Raw genomic sequence first — 16,511 nt, 5'->3', positions numbered from 1 at the left:
ACTAAACGGTCACTGGACCCGCGAAAGCGCGCCTGTTTCGAGGTGCTGGGCGATCGGCCGGGGCAGCACGTAGGCCACGGCCCCGCCCGGCGTCCCGTTCCACGGCGCGGTGATCCCGGTGACCACGCGCAGCGGCCGCAGGACGCGGTACAGGCGGTGTTCCCGTTCGCGGTCCGCGGCCAGCGACGTCTCGACGAACCGCGCCGGCTCGGCGTGCACGAGGTTGCCGGTCTCGTTCCCGAACCGCTGCACGGTGGTGCCAGCCGGCAGCACGACGATCCGCTTGCGGCGGAAGAAGTTCAGCGGCGGCTCGCCCCGCAACGGCAGGATCGGCCAGTCGGCCGGGTTGTCGGCCTCCTCGCTCGCGCCCACGGTGGCCCGTGCCGGATACAGCAGCAGGGTGCCGAGGAAGAACCGCGCCGCCTCTTCGAGCTTGGCGAACGCCACCGGCTCGTCCGTCGGCGGACGCGAGACCTCCCAGCCGTTCTCGGCGCGGCGCAGGGTCCAGAGCCCCGGTTCCGGGACCGCGTTGGCGCCGATCCGGTAGGACGTCGGCGCGACCCCGTGCTCGGCCAGCCGCTGGTACAGGACGTCCAGCACCTCGACGGCGCGGATGTCGCGGCCAGGCTCGCCGTCACGTTCGACGCGGGTGCGGACGCTTTCGTCCGGCAGATCCGCTTCGGTCTGCGGCGGCCGCGGTTTGCCGACGATCTCCGCCTCGGCGGTCGCCCGCACCAGCTCGCCGACCAGCGGCGGCCGGAACCCGGCGGCCCGGATGTGCTCGACCAGTTCCGGCTCCGGCGGCACCCCGTACTTGCGCAGGTAGTGCGGGACGGCCGCGGGCCAGATCCAGACGCCGTCGGTGTGGAACGCGTTCGGCACGTCCGGCGGGCCGTTCGGGGTGAAGATGTCGGGCTGCGGACCCGGCCGGGACAGCGCCACCGGCGAGCGGAAGAGGTAGTCCAGCACGCCGCGGACCTGGTCCGGCGGCACCGGCGGCCGGTTGACGACCGGGCGTTCGCCCTCGTTGTGCGCGTCGGCGATCTTCGCGTGCCGGAACGCCACGTCCAGCGGCAGCCCGGCCTTGGCCGCGAGCCAGGCCGGGACGTGCTTGTGATCGCGCGGGAAGATCGCGAGCTCGGTCGCGTACGCGCGGGGCGTCGGCTTCCCGCCCTCGTTCGGCGCGAGCCGCCAGGTCGGTTCCTGTTCGGCGTCGAAGTCGAAGTCGAAATGCGATTCCGAGTCCAGCGTGAAGGTGCCCTGGAACCAGGTGCCGGTCTCGGGGGTGTGCATCGCCGCGCGCAGCCGCGCGAACAGCGTGCCGAGCTCCGGCGGCGCCGCGATCGACACCGAAACCGGGCCGTTGCCCTCGTCGCCGACCGAGCGGACCTCGAGTTCGGCGTAGTCCCCGACCTGCCGGAACTGGGCGCCGACGCGCTGCCAGCCCGGCGGCAGCACCCGCAGCAGGGTCCGGCCGATGGCGCGCAGCAGCGGGGGCTGGTCGCCCGTGCCGATCTCCGGCCGGGCTTCCGGCGTCTCGACGAAGTCGTGCCTGGTCTGCCACAGCGCCGTCAGCCGTGACGGCGCGGCCGTGGTCGAGAAGTCCGTCAGGCCCAGTTCGGCCGCGCGGGCCGCGTCCTCGCCCGCCCAGCGCAGGGTCAGATCGCCGCCGCCGGTGTGCGGCGCGATCTGGAAGTGCTCGTCGTCGAACCGGCCGTGCGTCTGCAGGCTGAAGGTCGCGCCGACCTCGCCGTTCAGCACCACCCGGGCGGCGCGGCCGTCCCACTCACGATCGAAGCCCTCGGGCGCCGCTTCCCCCGGCGGCGCGATGAGCAGCAGCGTGCCGTCTTCGGTCGACCGCTGGGCCGCGAAGACGGTTTCCCCCCAGACGGCGTACAGGCCGTCCGGCCGCTCCGCCGCTTGAACCCGGTAACGCACGATGTGTCCCCTCCCCAAGTTCCCCAAACCGGAGGTAAATCTAGTGGGCCGGATAGCGGGCGTACCACCGGTCGTCACCCGGCGCGTTCCCGCCGAACTCCGCGAGCGCGTCGTCCGCCAGCGCACCGATCACCCCGGACAGTTCCAGCTTCGAGACCCAATCCGTGTCGAGTTCTTCCTCTCCGTACATCGCGCCGACGAGGTTCCCGCAGATCGATCCGGTCGAGTCGCTGTCCCCGCTGTGGTTCACGGACGCGAGCAGCGCGGTGTTCGGATCCGTGGTGGTCAGGGCGACGTAGACCGACATCGAGAGCGCCGTTTCGCCGATGTTCCCCTGTCCGAGCGTCTCGAGCTTCTCCGGCGTCGGGGCTCCCTTCTCGGCCAGGGCGAGCGCCTCGTCCAGCGCGACGCTCTGCTCCTCGTGCCCCGGATACTTCTCCAGTTCGGCACGGGCGATCGCGACGGCGTCGAGCAACGGTCTCCCGAGCAGCAGTTCGTGCACGATCACCGCGAAAGCCCCCGACGAGAGATACCCGCTCGGGTGACCGTGGGTCAGCGCCGCGCACTCGGCACCGAGCCGGAACACCTCGGCGAGATCGTCCGACCACAGCGCGATGGGCGCTACGCGCATGACCCCGCCGCAGCCCTTCGAGTTGTTCACCGGCTTGTCCATGCCGGCGCGCACGCCCGTCTTGCCGTACGCCTCCAGCTCGCTGAAGCAGGTGAGACCGGGCGCGCGACGGCTGAACAGCTCGCGGTTGGTGATCAGCCAGCCGTCCGGTTCCGTGCTCGTGTTCTCCGGGCCGCGTGCCCGTTCCCACGAGACGCCCTGGGTGTGCAGCCAGCGCTGGTAGGCCAGCTGGAGCGACTGCTCGACCGGAACCGTGCCGTGGTGGGCTCTGATCAGGCCCTCGACGGTGAACAGCGTCATCTGGGTGTCGTCGGTGATCCGCCCGAGCCCGCCGTACGCGGGGATGAGGCCGGTGATCCCGTCGGGGCCGGCGATCTCCCGGATGCGGTCGATCGAGTCGAACTCGGTCTTCGCGCCGAGCGCGTCGCCGAGAGCCCCGGCGAAGAGGCTGCCGCGCAGCCGCGAACGGGTCGCCGGATCGTGAAGCCACTCGCGCATTGGTCTACTGATCTCCTCGTGGGTACCGCTTCGCGTCCCAGCGGCGCCGCTCTTCGGGCTCGCGGGGCAGGCCGAACCGGTTGAAGTAGTAATAAGCGTCGCCCGCCAGGCCGTCGACGACGCCGAGGCCGGAATACGCGGCGAGCCACGACTCCGGCAGACCGGGCACGGTGAGCCTGGCACCCACCATCGCCCCGGTCAGCGCCGCGGTCACCGAGCCGCCGCGAGCGGCCAGCGCCAGTGCCGCCTCGGGGTCGTGGCCCCGTTTGGCGGCGGCGAACAACGCCCTGCCCAGCACCGAAAGCGGCGTCCGGCCGTCCCCGATGCTGTCGAACTGTTCGACGTCTTCGCCGTCGATGTCGTTCCTGAGGTCGAGCACGGTCTTGACCAGGTCGCCGACCTCGCCGTTGTACTCGTCGAAGCCTTCGAGGAAGTTCGCCACCGCGGGCTGGCCGTTCCGGGCCGCCAACTGGGCGCGGAACAGGTTCACCAGCAGGTCGGCGCCGTGGACGACTTCGTGGCCCGCCGCGGAACCGACCAGCTCACGGACCACCTTCATCGCGTAGACGGCGTTGTCGGCGGGACCTTCCACGCCACCGGTCACCGTCGCGGCGAGCGCTGTCGCCAGCATCGTCGAGAACTCGGCGGGAGCCGGGCCCGCGCCTTCGGTGGCCTTGGCGACCCAGCCGTCCGGCCGTCCGCCCGCGGGCAGCGACGCCGGGATCTCGGCCTTGTCCGGGGTCGGATCCAGGCCGCGGATCACCGATTCGGTGTGGAACAGCAGTTGCCGGGTCAGCCCGCCGAGCGGCAACCCGTCCGCCGGGTCCGCGCCGGAGCCGAGTGCGTCTCCAAGCGCGAAGCCGACGTAAGCGCCGAGAAGCCGCGGGTACGCGAAGCTGCCGACAGGGATCGTCGGGTTGTAGAACTTGCCGAACGTCCAGGCGGCCGGACGCGGTTCGCCGTCGTCGTAAAAGTGCGTGACCAGGCCGTTGGCGAACAGGTCTTCGGGCAGTTCCGGCAGCGGACGGCCGTCGTGCTTCGCCCGGGAGCGCTCGAACGACAGCGTCGCGGCACGGACGTAGCGGGTGAGCTCGTCGGCGCTCAGGGGGTAGCCGTTGTCCCTGGCCTGGTCGACGAGGCTGCGCAGGTTCGCGACGGCGGCGCCGTCGTACTCCCCGCTGAAGTAGGCGGGGCGCCCGACGGATTCGGGGCGCTCGGTGCCCTTCGGGAGTTCGAGGTCGGCGACCTGCCGCAGCGTCTCCGGGTAGACGTTGAAGGTCTCGGGCCTGCCCGGGTTGACCAGGAGGCCGACCCCGGGAGTGTCCTTGGCGCGTCGCAGGAGCACACGGGGCTGGATCCGCTGCCACATCGTGTACTCGGACGGGATCTGCGCCTCGGAGGTGTAGACGACGAACCTCGCGCCCGCGTCACCGAAGTCGCGGACCTGCAGGTGGCCGTCCTTCGCCGGGGCGAGCACGTCGAGATCGAGCATCCAGTGGACGAACTCTTCCGGCGTGATCCATTCGACGCGGAGGTAGCCGAGAAGCGTCTCGACCTCGCTCTCCGGCTTCGGCCGCCCGGAGAACCGCGGCCCCGGCCGGTGATCCGGATTCGCGCGGACGGCGCCGGTCGGCTCGCCGTACAGCGTGTGCTGGTCCCAGCGCAGGATCGCGGCCTTCGGGACGGGCAGACCGGGCACCACGGCCGGATCGAACTCGGGATCGACGACCTCGACCCAGCGGGTGAACGCGTCGTCGTCGCCGTCGCCGCCCGCCGCCGAAACCGCCATCAGCTCCAGGTCGAGCCGGATTTCCCCGCCGTCGTCCGGCACGAAGGCGACCGGGCTGGGGAACAGCCCGGCGCCGGGGTCGGTCCCGTCGAGCCAGCCGACGGAGTTGTAGGTGACGTTCCAGCCGTCGGTCGCGCGCACGACGTACTCGCGGCGGACCCGCAGCGCGCCGGTCCCCTCCCCACCTCGGCCCGTCAGCCACTCCTCGACGCGGCTGACGGCTTCCTCTTCGTTCATCGTCCCCATTCCAGATTCACCAGCGCGGATACCGCTGGGCCCAGCCGTCGACCTCGTGCAGCGCCGAATGGCGGTCGAAGTGCCAGAACGCGTCCGTCGCGATGTTCTCCACCAGGTACCGCAGTTCCAGCTGCTCGACCCACTTCTGCGGCAGACCGGGAATGCCGGTGCGGGCGCCGAGCAGCGCACCGGCGATCGCGCCGGTGATGGCGCTGCGGCCCGAGTGGTTGACCGCCCGTAGCAGCGCCTGCTCCGGGTAGTTCTCGAAACCGGACAGCGCCGCGAACGCGCGGCCCAGCACCGAAAGCGTGCCCTTGCCGTCGCCGATCAGTTCCGGGACGCGCAGATCGGGCAGGCCGTGTTTGCCGAAGAACGGCACCGATTCCGCGACCATCGCCTTGAGATCCGCCCAGACCGGCCCCCGCTGGTGCGGGTTCTGCTCGGTGAAGATCTCGCGGGAGGTGTTCCAGATCGGGTAGCTGAACGCCTCCGAGGTCAGCGCGGGTTCGAACAGCCAGGTCAGGTAGGTCGCCGCCTCGACGTCGATCTCCCCGGGATGGGTGACCGAAACGAGGTCGCGCACCGCCTGGCGGACCCCGCCGCTCATCGCGGTGCCGGGCCCGGCCGCGGTCATCGCCGCCGGCAGCGCCGCGACCAGCGCGTCCGGCCCGCTCAGCGGCATCGCTGTCGGCGAGATGGTCGCCAGCGCGTGGTACGCGTTCAGTTCGGCGTCGTCGGGGGTGCGGCGGACGCGGAGCTCCGGCACCTTCACCAGCCAGCCGTCGGCGTTGTCCAGCGGTGCGCCCTGGGTGTGCAGCCAGCGCATCAGCGAGTTTCGGGCGACCGTCCCGAGCGCCTGTTCCGCACTGCGGTTCTCCGGCTGCTCGCGATGCGGGCTGCGGATCACCGCCTCGGTGTAGAACAGCAGCCGCTGGGTGAGCGGCCCGATCCGGCCGGGCAGATCGAACGCGACCGGCAGGTCGGTGACCCCGTCCGGGCCGTAGGTGCCGTGGATCTCGTCGAGCCGCATCCGGTCGACGGCCGCCCCGAGCGCCTCGCCGAGCGCGAAGCCCACGAAGGCGCCCGTGACGCGCTGCCAGCCGTAGCGCGAGCTGGAGCGGTCTCGCTCGAAGTACTTGCCGAAGGTGTCCAGGCGCGGCTGGATCTGCCCTTCGTTGTCGTAGCTCGGGGCCAGCCCGTTCGCCCGCAGGTCGTTCGGACGGCCGCGCGGCGGTTCCGGCCGCTTGAGCGCCGCCAACCACGACTGGCCGAGGACGGTCTTCTGGCATTCCTCGACGGTCAGTTCGAAGCCGCGGCGGCGGGCACGTTCGGCGGCGGGCAGCGGCGGCTTCACCGGTTCGGGCAGGCCCATCTTCGCGGCGGTTTCGGCGGCGAGGGTCTCCAGTTCCGGATCCGCTTCCGGGCAGCGTTCGTTGACGTCGACCGGGGTGTCCCGGCGCGGGAACTTGGCCGCGGTCCCGGCGAGTTCCGCGCCGCCGACGTCCTCGAACGTCGCGGGCCCGCCGTTGATCACGAGGTTCGGCGGGCTCTCGTACCCGGCCAGCGTGGCGATGTCGACCTTCCAGTACCCGTGCTCGCGGGACGGGAGGTTCCTGGACGAGCTGAACACCCTCAGCTCGGCGCGTTCCTCGTTGAAGTAGAAGCGTTCCGTCTTGCCCGACGCCAGGTCCAGCGGGACGTAGACCTCGCAGCGCAGCAGCCCGATGAGCAGCTGTTCCCTGGTCAGCCAGCCGACGCTGGCGAACGACAGCAGCGTTTCGAGCTTGTTCTCCGGCTTCGGGTAACCGCGGCGGACCGGACCGGCCTTGTATTCGGGGTTCTCCCGTTCCTGCCCGGTCTGCACGCCGTCCGCGTTGACCTGGACCCAGCCCGCGACCACCGCGGGCGGGACCCCGAGGTCACCGAGCCCGGCTTTGGCGTATTCGGGGTCGACGACCTCGCGCCACGCCTCCTGACCGGGGAACGCGACCGGGACGCTGAGCCCGCCGGGCTGCGGATGCGCCTGGCGCAGCTCGCCGTCCGGCTCGCGGACGATCACCGACGGCGGCGGGAAGATCTCCTTCTCGGCATGACCCTCGTCGAGGAAGGCGATCGTGTTGTAGGGGACCGACCAGCCCTCGGGGATGCGCAGGACCTTTTCGTGGTGCACGCGCAGGCCGGCGCCGCCCGGTGCGGACACGTCCGGACCGTGGACCGCGCGCAGCCACTCTTCGACCTTGGCTACCGCTTCCGCCGATTCCACCTACTCGATCCTCTCCAGGCTGCCGTCGGACACGTGCTCGGCGATGGTCCTCGGGAGCACGTAGGCCACCGCCCCACCAGGCATGTTCGCCCAAGGGACGGTGACTCCGGTGATCACGTGGAGCGGGCGGCGCAGCCGATAGGTCCCACCGGCGCGCTCCCGTTCCAGCGGCAGGGACGTCGTGGCGAACCGTACCCCTCCGTGATGAACCAGATTGCCGGTTTCCTCGCCGAACCGCAGTACGACCGTACCGGCGACCATCCGGCTGACGCGCTTGTTGCGGAGCAAGGTGAGGGGAGGCTCACCCGCCGCCGCCTGCACCGGCCAGTCGGCGAGTTCCTTCGCGGTCTCCAACGGTGTTTCGTGTCCGGCCGTCATCCTCGCCGGATGCAGCAGGACGGCGCCGAGGAGCTGATGCGCCGCGTCTTCGAGCTTGTCGAAGTACTTCGGCGACACCGGGACGCCGCCCGAGTACGCGGCGACCTCCCAGCCCTTCTCGGTGAAGTTGAGGCACCAGGCGCCGTCGGCGCGGTCGCCGATGCGGTACGCCTCGGGCCAGACGGCGTGCTCGCCGAGCCTGCTGACCAGCACGACCAGGAGTTCTTCGTCGGCCAGCGACGGATTCGGCGACGTCTCCAGCTCCGCGGCGATGTCGCCCTCGGTCTTCTTGACGTCGGAGCGGCCCGGTTTCGGCCTCGGCTTGCCGAGCAGGTCCGCCTCCGCCGTCCGCCGTACGAGGTGCTCGACGTACGGCGGCTGGAACCGCTGGCCCCGGATGTGCGCGACCAGCTCCGGTTCCGGCGGGATCCCGTATTTCCGCAGGTAGTGCGGCACGGACGCGTGCCAGATCCAGGTGCCGTCGGTGTGGTAGCTCTCCGGGACGTCGCCGTCGGCGTCCGGCTCGAAGATGTCCTTCCCGAGACCGCTGCCCGAAAGGATCGCCGGTTCGCGCTCGAGATACTGCGCGACCAGCGGCGCTTCGGACTCGTCCAGCTCCGGTCTGTCCACCACCGGCGGCTTGCCCTCGGTGTAGGCGTCGACGATCCGGGCATGCCGGAACTCGACGCGCAACGGCAGCTGCGCGCGCAACCGCCACCAGTCCGGGACGTGCTCGTCCTCGCGCGGGAACGTGGCCAGCTCGTCCGGGTACGCCGAAGACGCCGGTGCCTTGGTCCACGCCGGTTCGTCGTCGAGGGTGAAGTCGAAGTCGAAGGTGCCGTCGGGTTTGAGCGTGAACCTCGACTGCAACCAGGTCCCCCGGCCGGTGTCGTACATCCCGGCGCGAAGGCGGCCGAAGAGCTCGTTCAGCTCGGGCGCGGGCGTGAGGTTGTGGCCCTCGATCTCGGTGTGCTCTCCGGCCTGCCGGAAATCGACGGCCGCGGCGTGGGCGGGGTCGGTGATCCCCGCCAGGATGAGCCTGCCGATCTGGATCAGCAGCCCGCGCTGTTGTTCCGAAGTGAGCTGTTCCACGTGAATCATTCCGCCGGAGGTTCGTACTTCGGGAAGCGCGGTTCCGCCCGGAACGACGGCGGCTCACCGGCGGCGCGGCGCGCCAGCTCGTCCTCCCACAGCTTGAAGGTGCGCTTGCGGAGCGACTGGATCAAGGCGACTTCCTGTGGCTGCATCCCGCGCTCTTCCCGCTTGGCCTGCGCGTACAGACCATCGATGGTCTCGTAGAGCGCGAAGGCCGCCCCCTCACCTTTCAGGTAGCGCGCGCGGGCGAACTCGGTCTCCTGCACGAACTTCTGCTCGGACACCTTGCTGATGTCCGAACTCGCCATCGCGCGAAGGACCTCGCGGACGTGACTCGGATCCTCCTCGAACTCGCCGGTGCGCAGGTTGAGGAGATACCCGGTGAGGCCGCCGTCCGGCGTCGCCTCGACCCGGTAGGTCTGCGCGTAGTAGGTGAAGTAGGCCGGTGTCTCGATCACGCGCTCTCCTCCGGGGGCTTCGGCAGCCCCAGCCGCAGGCCTTCCATGAACTTCACCCGCACCTGGTTGATCAACGCGGCTTCCAGCTGTGCCTGTTCCCTGGTCAGCCTGCCTTCGCTCGCCTCGTCCGCCGCCCGGTTGTAGGTCGGGAAGTCCCGGCGGACCTCGTACAGCGCGTGCTCGAACACGGCGACGTCGTCGATGCTCTCCAGGTGCAGCCGCAGTTCGGCGACGTGCCCGTTCGGCAGCCGGACGTTCATCTGCAGGTCGCGGTAACCGCTCGCCTGCGGATTCGCGAACCGGTCCTCGAATTTGACGATCTTGAGATCCGGATGCGCCATGACCGCGTTCAACGCGTTGTAGGCGTCGGCGACCGTCTTGAACTGGATCTTCGCGCCGACCAGATCGACCAGACGGGAGGCGTCGCCCCCGTACTTGGCGATCTTGGCCATCGCTCGGCCTTCCTTCTTCGGTTCGGTCCGCGCGCCCGCCGTGCCGTCGTTGTCCCCGGCGATCTCGGCGACGATCCGGTTGAGCCTCCCCTGGTTTTCGGGCCACGCGGCCGCTTCCCGCCGCAGGAACTCCCGGATCCGGGGTTCGTCGCCCACGTGTTCGTCCGGGAAACCGGCGTGGACCCGCTCGCTCGGATCGACACCGGCCGCCACTTCGGCCGCTGCCTGCGCGAGCTCCCGCTGTTCCGGGGTCAGCGGAGTCTCGCCGGGGCCTGCCTGCTCCACGTCGTCGATCAGCCGATAGTCGCTCGAATGCGCTTCGCGGATCGCGTCTTCGAGCATCGGGATCGCTTCCGGATGCTGGAGCAGGCTGCCGATGGTGACCGGGTTGTGCAGGAGCGACTCGGCGAGGTACGCGTTCGCGGGGTCCTGCAGCAGGTGCATGAGCTCGGGATGCCGGGGCAGCTGCTCGGCGATGAAGTCCCGCATCGGGCCGAGGTCGTGGGTGACGCCGTCCTCGTCGACGTGCTTGGCCCGGTCCTTTTCCGGATCCAGCCGGTCCAGCGCGGTCGAGATTTCGGGGTCGTTCAGGAATCGCTCGACCTCGGCGCGGACCGCCGGGTCCACGTCGCCCGTGTTGTCGTGCGCCATGCCGTAGCCCCCGTCGCGCGGCGGCGTCACGATCGGGCGGCCGTCCGGGCCGATCCGCGACGGCTGCACGTCAGGCGTGTCTTCCCTGGCGAACGCGATGCGCGGGTCCACCGGCTGATCCGGTCGCGCGAACGCGATCCGCGGGTCGACGGGCCGCGCCGAAGCGGTGTCGGTCTGCGTGGTGTGGCCGTCGGTGTGGTGCGCGGCCGGGCCCTCCGGGACGCCGACGTGCATCAGCCGCACGCCCAGCGGCGGATGCGGCAGGTTCATCAGCGCACCGGACTGCGGATCGATGAACGCGACGCCGTCACGGGTGTTCGCCACCATGGCGACGTGGCCCCGCTCGACGCCGTTCTCGTCGAGGTACTTCACCGCCACGACCGCGTGGTGATCGGTCGGCATGTCCCGCATCTCGCGGATGACCGTGTCGTAGTCGGCCCGGTCCGAGAACTGGCCGCCGAAGCGCTGTTCGACGTGCTCCAGCGTGCCGCGGCCGTCCATCTCGTGCACGAGCAGCGGATCGGCCGTCGAGTCGATGCCGTTCAACCGGTCCATGTACGCGCCCGGGGTCCGGGTGCAGTTGGACCGGTAGCCATTCGCCAGCGCGTCGGGGTCGTTGAAGTGCGGGTTGACCTCGCCGAGCCTCGGGTGCCGGTCCGCGAGGTAGGCGGCCTGCTGCTCGGGGCTCGCCGTACCGGCGTGGATCGCCGGTTCGCTCGGCGGGTTCGTCGCGACCGCCATCGACGAGTAGTCCCGCTCCGGGGCGGGAAGCTCGGCGGTCTGGTCGCCGTCGGAGTGGTCCTGAGCGGGCTGTTCGCCGTACTCGGGTCCCTTGTCCGCGTCCGCGACCCCGTGCTCCGCAGGGTTTTCCGTGGTGAGGTGCGGGGTCTGCGGTTCGTCGAAGCCGCCGAGGCGCGCCATCGAGCGTTCCTGGGCGAGGCGCGCCAGTTCGGGCGCCTCCGCGGCGTGCCGGGCCCGCCGCTCGTCCATCTTCTGCTTGGCGGTGTCGGGGTCGAGATAGCGCGGGTCGCCGGGAGTGACCTCTTCGGCGTGGATGACCCACTTCGGCCGATCGACCAGCGGCGGAGTCTTGAACTCCTTGCTGTGCACGTAAAGCTGGGTCGCCGGCTTGTTGATGGACTCGTTCTCGCCCGCGTTCTCGGCGAGCGACGAGACGTCCTTGCCCGTCTTCGAGACGATGTGGATCTCGACGTCTTCGCCGAACTTCGACTTCGTGTCGGGCGACGTCTTGATGGTGGCGCTGGTCATCGTCGGCTCGGGGACGGTCTGACCGGGTTCGTAGTGCGCGGCCATGATCGCGGCGGCCCGCTGGTCGCCCTTGGTGTCGATGCCGCGGATGGCTTCGCCGTGGAAGTCCGGCAGCTCGTTGAGCGCGCCGACGATCGCCCGGGTGCTCCGCTGGGCGTTCTCGAAGTCGGGGTGCGACTCACCCCGGCGGTTCGCCTCGTTGATCGCGTAGGCGTGTTCGCGCGAGTACGAGTAGATCGCTTCCGCGGCCTCAGGCGAGACGCGGTCCTTCAGCGGGCTGGCTTCGAGCCGCTTGAGCGCCTTTTCGCGGGCCTGCTCGGCGAGGTCGGTGCTGTCGTAGCGGTCACGGAGGCTCTGGTGATCCTCCGGCGTACCGCGGAAGTCGTCGTCGCCGAGGTAGCTCTCGTCGAGTCGTGACGGCGTCTCTTCAGGACCCCGGAGCCGCTCGCTGATGTCGAGTTCGGTCTTGGGCGCCTGCTCCTGGACGGGCGTTTCGGTGTCGCCGGTCTTGTCGGGCTCGTCAGTCTTGTCGGTGGGCGTCTCGGTGTGCGTCGTCTCCGGTGCTTCCGGCGTGTGCGCGTGCGGAGCGTCGCCGCCGCCCATCGGCATCGCCTTGATCGACGTCGGGTCGTCGGGCAGCGTCGCGAGCCGCCCGGTCATCGGGTCGGCGAAGACCACGCCGTGCGGCGTGTTCACCGCGGCGACGATCCGCGTCTCGATCCGGTCCATGGATCGCGGCGAGCCCGCCGGCGCGTTCGGATCGGCCGCGGCGTGATGCTCGAACGCCACCGCGGTCCGCGCGCCCACCGGACGTTCGCCCAGCTCACGGGCGATGTCGCCGAAGCCGTTCCGATCCGACCACTGCCCGCCGAGCCGCTCGCTGACGTGCTGCAGCGGCGATCCGCCGGTCGACGGACCGGCGACCGCGTCGCCACCGTCCATCCGGTTCTCGAACGCGACCAGCGCCTCGGCCGAGTTGGTCTGGAAGCCGTCCTTCCACGACTCGGGCGCGTAGTAGTTGCGCGTGTTGGCCTCGCCGATCGCGGGAAGCTCGTCCATGACCAGCCGGACCTGCTGATGCGGCGTCTCGGTCGAACCGGCGTGGATGACCGGCGTCCCGCCCTCGTCGAGCGGCTTCGCCAGCTCGGACCAGCCGCCGTCGGGAACGTGTTCCCTCGGCTTGGGAACGTCGCGGACCGGGGCGTCGGCGGCGTCGATCCAGCCGCCCTTGCCGTCGGAGATCTTGGTGTCGAGGCTGGCGAAACCCTTGTTCTGGAACAGTTCCGGGTGATCGCGGCGCAGCTGTCGGTCGCGGTCGGCCTCTTCCTGAGCCAGCCGTTCCTGCTCGGCGTTGTTGAACTCGCGCCGCTCGGCGACCTTCTGCTGGACCTGGTCCGGGGTCAGGTGGCCGTCGTCCCCGGCGGCGACCTCTTCGCATTCGACGATCCACTTCGGCTGGTTGCCCGCCGTGCCGTCCGCGACCCGCGCCGCGTATTCGGGGTGCTCGGGATGCCCCGGCCCCGGTTTGACGTCGGTGACACGCAGCTGCGTCGCCGACTTCATCAGCACTTCGCGCTCGTCCTTGATCGACGCGAGGTCCTCGATGTGGCGTCCGGTCTTCGACTGGATGCGCATCTCGACTTCGCCGGGGAACGTGCTGCGCGGATGTTCGGGCGTGACCCGTGACGTGCTCAGCATTTGCGGGTCGACGATGACGTTCCCCGCGGCGTGCGCCGCGAGGAAGCCCTGGATCGCGCTTTCGTTGCCGTGGAAGTTCACCCGCCGCGAGACGACACCCTCGTACGCGGGCATCTCGTTGAGGCCGGAGGTGATCGCCTCGATGTGCGGCCTGAGCGCGTCGAGCTCCGGACCACCGTGACGCTGGGCGTGCGTGATCCGCTCGGCCATGTCGGTCCGCGTGTAGCTGTGCACCGCGTACGCGCCCTGATCCGACATGTTCTTGACGCGTGGGTCTTCGTGCGCCTGACGCTTGTCGAGTGCTTCACGACGGACCTGCTCGGCCCGCGACTCCCCGGTCTCGGCGTCGAAACCACGCTTGTCGATCTGCGTTTCGGCGAGCGCGCGGTACGCCGCCGGGTCGTCCGTGTGGAATTTCGGATCCGTCAGGTACGGCTCGTCGATCGTGGAACCGATGTCGTCCGAAGTCTTGTCGTCGGGCGTGACGTCCTGGGGCGCCTCGGTCTCGTGCGGAGTCTCGGTGTCCTTGGGCAGGTCGGCGTCGTCGTCGAGTTTCCCCTGGTACGACTGGGTCGCGGGTTCCTTCGGCGGTACGGGTGCCTGCTCCGCCGGGCGGACGGGCTCGGCCTGCTGCGGCGGGCGCTGCTGCTGCGGACCCGGGTTCGCGTCCTGACCGGGGCGCGGCGCCGGGACCTGCGGCGGACGTGGCGGCTGCTGGCCACCGAACCGCGGCGGCTCGGCGCCGGGCGGCATCGGGCGGCCGGGCTGCGGACCGGGGTGCCGGGGCTGTCCGGGGTGCTGGCCAGGGTGATGCCCGGGCGGGGGCGGCGGCACGGGACCGCGATTGCCCTGGAACGGGCCGTTGCCCGGATGCTGGGGCCGCGGCGGGGGCGGCGGGTGGCCCGCCGGGCCGCGGTTGCCCGGAGGCGGACCGGGCGGAGGCGTCTGCGGACGCGGCGGAACCCCGCCGGGGCCCGGCCTGCCCTGATAGGCCTGCGGGCCCTGCGGCGGCCGAGGGCCTTGGGGCGGCGGTTGCTGAGGACGCTGCTGCGGATATCCGCCTTGACCCGGGTGCTGGGGAGGCGGCGGCCCGGTGGGACGCGGTCCCATCGGACCCTGCTGCCCACGAGGCGGCATGGGTCCCTGACCACCACCGGGAGGCGGCGGAGGCGGGAAACCGCCCGGCGGCGGTTGCTGCTGCATCGGCTGGCCCTGGAAGGGCATCTGGGCGGGCGGCTGGTCGAAGCGCGGCTGCTGCGGTCCGCCGTTGCCGGACAGACCGGCGGCCTGGACGCTGTCGTTCGGCCGGGGAGGCCGGGACGGATCGTGCCCGCCCGGCGGGAAACCGCCCGGTGCGGGCCCGTTGCCCGGTGGGTTGCCGCCGGGCGCCATGCCGTGGCCGCCCGGGCTCGAACCCTGGTTCGGCGCCATGCCGTACCCGCCGGAAGACGCCCCACCGGTCGAGCCCGAGGAGGCGGCCGGCGGCATCCCACTGGACTGCGAGGGGCTCGGCGCCGGTCCCTGCGAGGGACTGGGAGCCGGGCTCGACGCCGGGGTCTGCGTCGGACTCGCCGCCGATGTCTGGGACGCGGCCGCCGGTGTCTGCGCCGGACCCGCCGCTGGTGTCTGCGACGGAGTTTGTGCTGGTGTCTGCGCCGGTGCTTGTGCCGCCGCCGCGGGTGCCTGCTGCTGGTTCGCCGCCGCGGCCTGCTGTTGCTGACCGGAACCGGCGCCGTTGTCCGCGGCCGGTGCGTTCTGGTGGGGCTGCGCCGCGCGCTGACCGTCGCCGGTGTTCGCCGGGGCGTCCGCCGGACGTTCCGGAGCCTGCGTCGACGACTGGCTGACCCGGTCGCTGTCCGGCGCCCGCTGCGGGCCGTTCTCCGAACTCGGCGTGTGCTGCTGTGAGGCCTGCTGAGGCGCCTGGTTCCCGCCGTCCGCCCGCGACTGCGACTGCGAACCGGACGACCCGGACGACGGCTCGGACGAACCCCGCGACGAAGAATCGCCACTAGAGGACGAATCGCGGCTCGAAGACGAGTCACCGTCCGAAGTGGACCGCGACGAGGAGTCGCCATCAGAGGACGAATCGCGGCTCGACGAGCTGTCCGGAGAGCGCGAAGGCGTCCCGGAGTCCCCGGAATCCACGTCCGGCGTCGTCGGACCGTCGACGTCCGGCGTGGCACCGGGCGTGTTCGCGGTGCGGATGTCGCCGATCTGGCTCTTCGCCCCGTCGACACCACCGCCGACGGCCCCGCCGGAAGCGCCCATCAGGACGTCCTTGGCCGAAAGCTTGTCCAGGTCACCGGTGACGGCGGCCTGCCCGACCGTGCTGGCGACCCCTTCGGCCGCGCCGCGCACGGCACCCCGCGCCGCGCTGTCGACGATCTGGCCGCCGACGCTGTCGGAAAGTCCCTTGGTGGCGCCCTTGCCGATACTGCTGCTGCCCGCGCCGACGACGCCGTCGACGGCACCGCTGATCGCGGAATCCTTGGTCTTGCTCAAGTCCCAGCTGTCGCGGTCGCCCTTGGCCATCTGCAGGCCCTGGATGCCCGCGTCCATGGCGAGGTTCATCGCCGTGTTCTGCAGGACCTCTTTGCCGATCTTCTTCAGGCCCTCTTTGAGAAGCTTCTCGAGGAGTTCCTTCGCGACCTTCTTGAAGCCTTCCTGCGCGAGCTTCTGCATCAGCTGGCGGAAGATCATCTGGACGGTCATGCGGGTGGCGATCTGCGCCGGCGCGATCCCGGCCGTCGAGCCACCGAACGTCACCGCGGCGGCCGCGATCATCGCGACGATCTGCGCGGCGAGGATCACCAGCGAGATGATGATCATGTACTTCGTGTACTCGACGTCCAGCGCGGTCGCGTTGCACGAGTCGCCGAGAGCCTTCGACGAATCGGCGAGCGACTTGAAGTACGCCTCGTCGCCCTCGACGAACTTCTTCCAGGCCTCGGCGAACTTCTCCGCGCCCTCGCCGGTCCAGCCGCCGAGGACCTCGGTGGCGCCCTTGGTCGCGGTGTCGGCGATCGGCTGGACGGCCTTCGAAGCGTTGTGCCAGGCGTCGCGCAGTTCGCGGAGCTTGTCCTCGTCGCCTTCGGGCCAGCTTTCCCCGACGACGATCGGCAAGAGCCACTTGACCGCGTCGGGCATCTCCATA

General features: G+C 70.8%; 7 protein-coding genes. All 7 read right to left on the bottom strand.

Features of this window, described 5'->3' with window-relative positions:
* Positions 1–9: 9 nt before the first annotated feature.
* The 7 genes from ACLJRM_RS09285 to ACLJRM_RS09255 are packed head-to-tail and all read right to left on the bottom strand — an operon-like array spanning position 10 to position 16,510.
* Complete coding sequence (locus tag ACLJRM_RS09285) at positions 10–1,938, bottom strand: TNT domain-containing protein (protein ID WP_410662768.1); 1,929 nt, start codon at positions 1,936–1,938, stop codon at positions 10–12.
* Positions 1,939–1,978: 40 nt separating this feature from the next.
* Positions 1,979–3,067 (bottom strand): ADP-ribosylglycohydrolase family protein, encoded by a 1,089-nt coding sequence (locus ACLJRM_RS09280; RefSeq protein WP_101611556.1) that lies wholly within the window; start codon positions 3,065–3,067, stop codon positions 1,979–1,981.
* A 4-nt stretch (positions 3,068–3,071) separates the two neighbouring features.
* Positions 3,072–5,093, bottom strand: a complete 2,022-nt coding sequence (locus ACLJRM_RS09275; RefSeq protein ID WP_410662767.1) for a YrhB domain-containing protein — start codon at positions 5,091–5,093, stop codon at positions 3,072–3,074.
* Positions 5,094–5,109: 16 nt separating this feature from the next.
* Positions 5,110–7,356, bottom strand: coding sequence for an ADP-ribosylglycohydrolase family protein (locus tag ACLJRM_RS09270; RefSeq protein WP_101611555.1), 2,247 nt, complete (start codon positions 7,354–7,356; stop codon positions 5,110–5,112).
* Complete coding sequence (locus ACLJRM_RS09265) at positions 7,357–8,826, bottom strand: TNT domain-containing protein (protein ID WP_410662860.1); 1,470 nt, start codon at positions 8,824–8,826, stop codon at positions 7,357–7,359.
* A gap of 5 nt (positions 8,827–8,831) precedes the next feature.
* Positions 8,832–9,287: a hypothetical protein gene (locus tag ACLJRM_RS09260; protein ID WP_101611553.1), complete on the bottom strand. Its 456-nt coding sequence runs from the start codon at positions 9,285–9,287 to the stop codon at positions 8,832–8,834.
* A complete protein-coding gene (locus ACLJRM_RS09255) occupies positions 9,284–16,510 on the bottom strand; it encodes a toxin glutamine deamidase domain-containing protein (RefSeq protein ID WP_410662859.1) in 7,227 nt (2,408 codons plus the stop codon). Before ACLJRM_RS09255 ends, ACLJRM_RS09260 begins: the two co-directional genes overlap by 4 nt.
* Position 16,511 lies beyond the last annotated feature (1 nt).

This window comes from Amycolatopsis sp. lyj-84 (genome assembly GCF_046549075.1).
Taxonomy (GTDB): Bacteria; Actinomycetota; Actinomycetes; order Mycobacteriales; family Pseudonocardiaceae; genus Amycolatopsis.
The sequence above is the reverse complement of the archived record's forward strand: the minus strand, read 5'-3'. Positions and strand labels throughout refer to the sequence as shown.

Excerpts from the sequence above, each read along its gene's own strand:
- ACLJRM_RS09280 (WP_101611556.1), bottom strand. The coding sequence starts at position 3,067 with ATGCGCGAGTGGCTTCACGATCCGGCGACCCGTTCGCGGCTGCGCGGC.
- ACLJRM_RS09275 (WP_410662767.1), bottom strand. The coding sequence starts at position 5,093 with ATGAACGAAGAGGAAGCCGTCAGCCGCGTCGAGGAGTGGCTGACGGGC.
- ACLJRM_RS09255 (WP_410662859.1), bottom strand. The coding sequence starts at position 16,510 with ATGGAGATGCCCGACGCGGTCAAGTGGCTCTTGCCGATCGTCGTCGGG.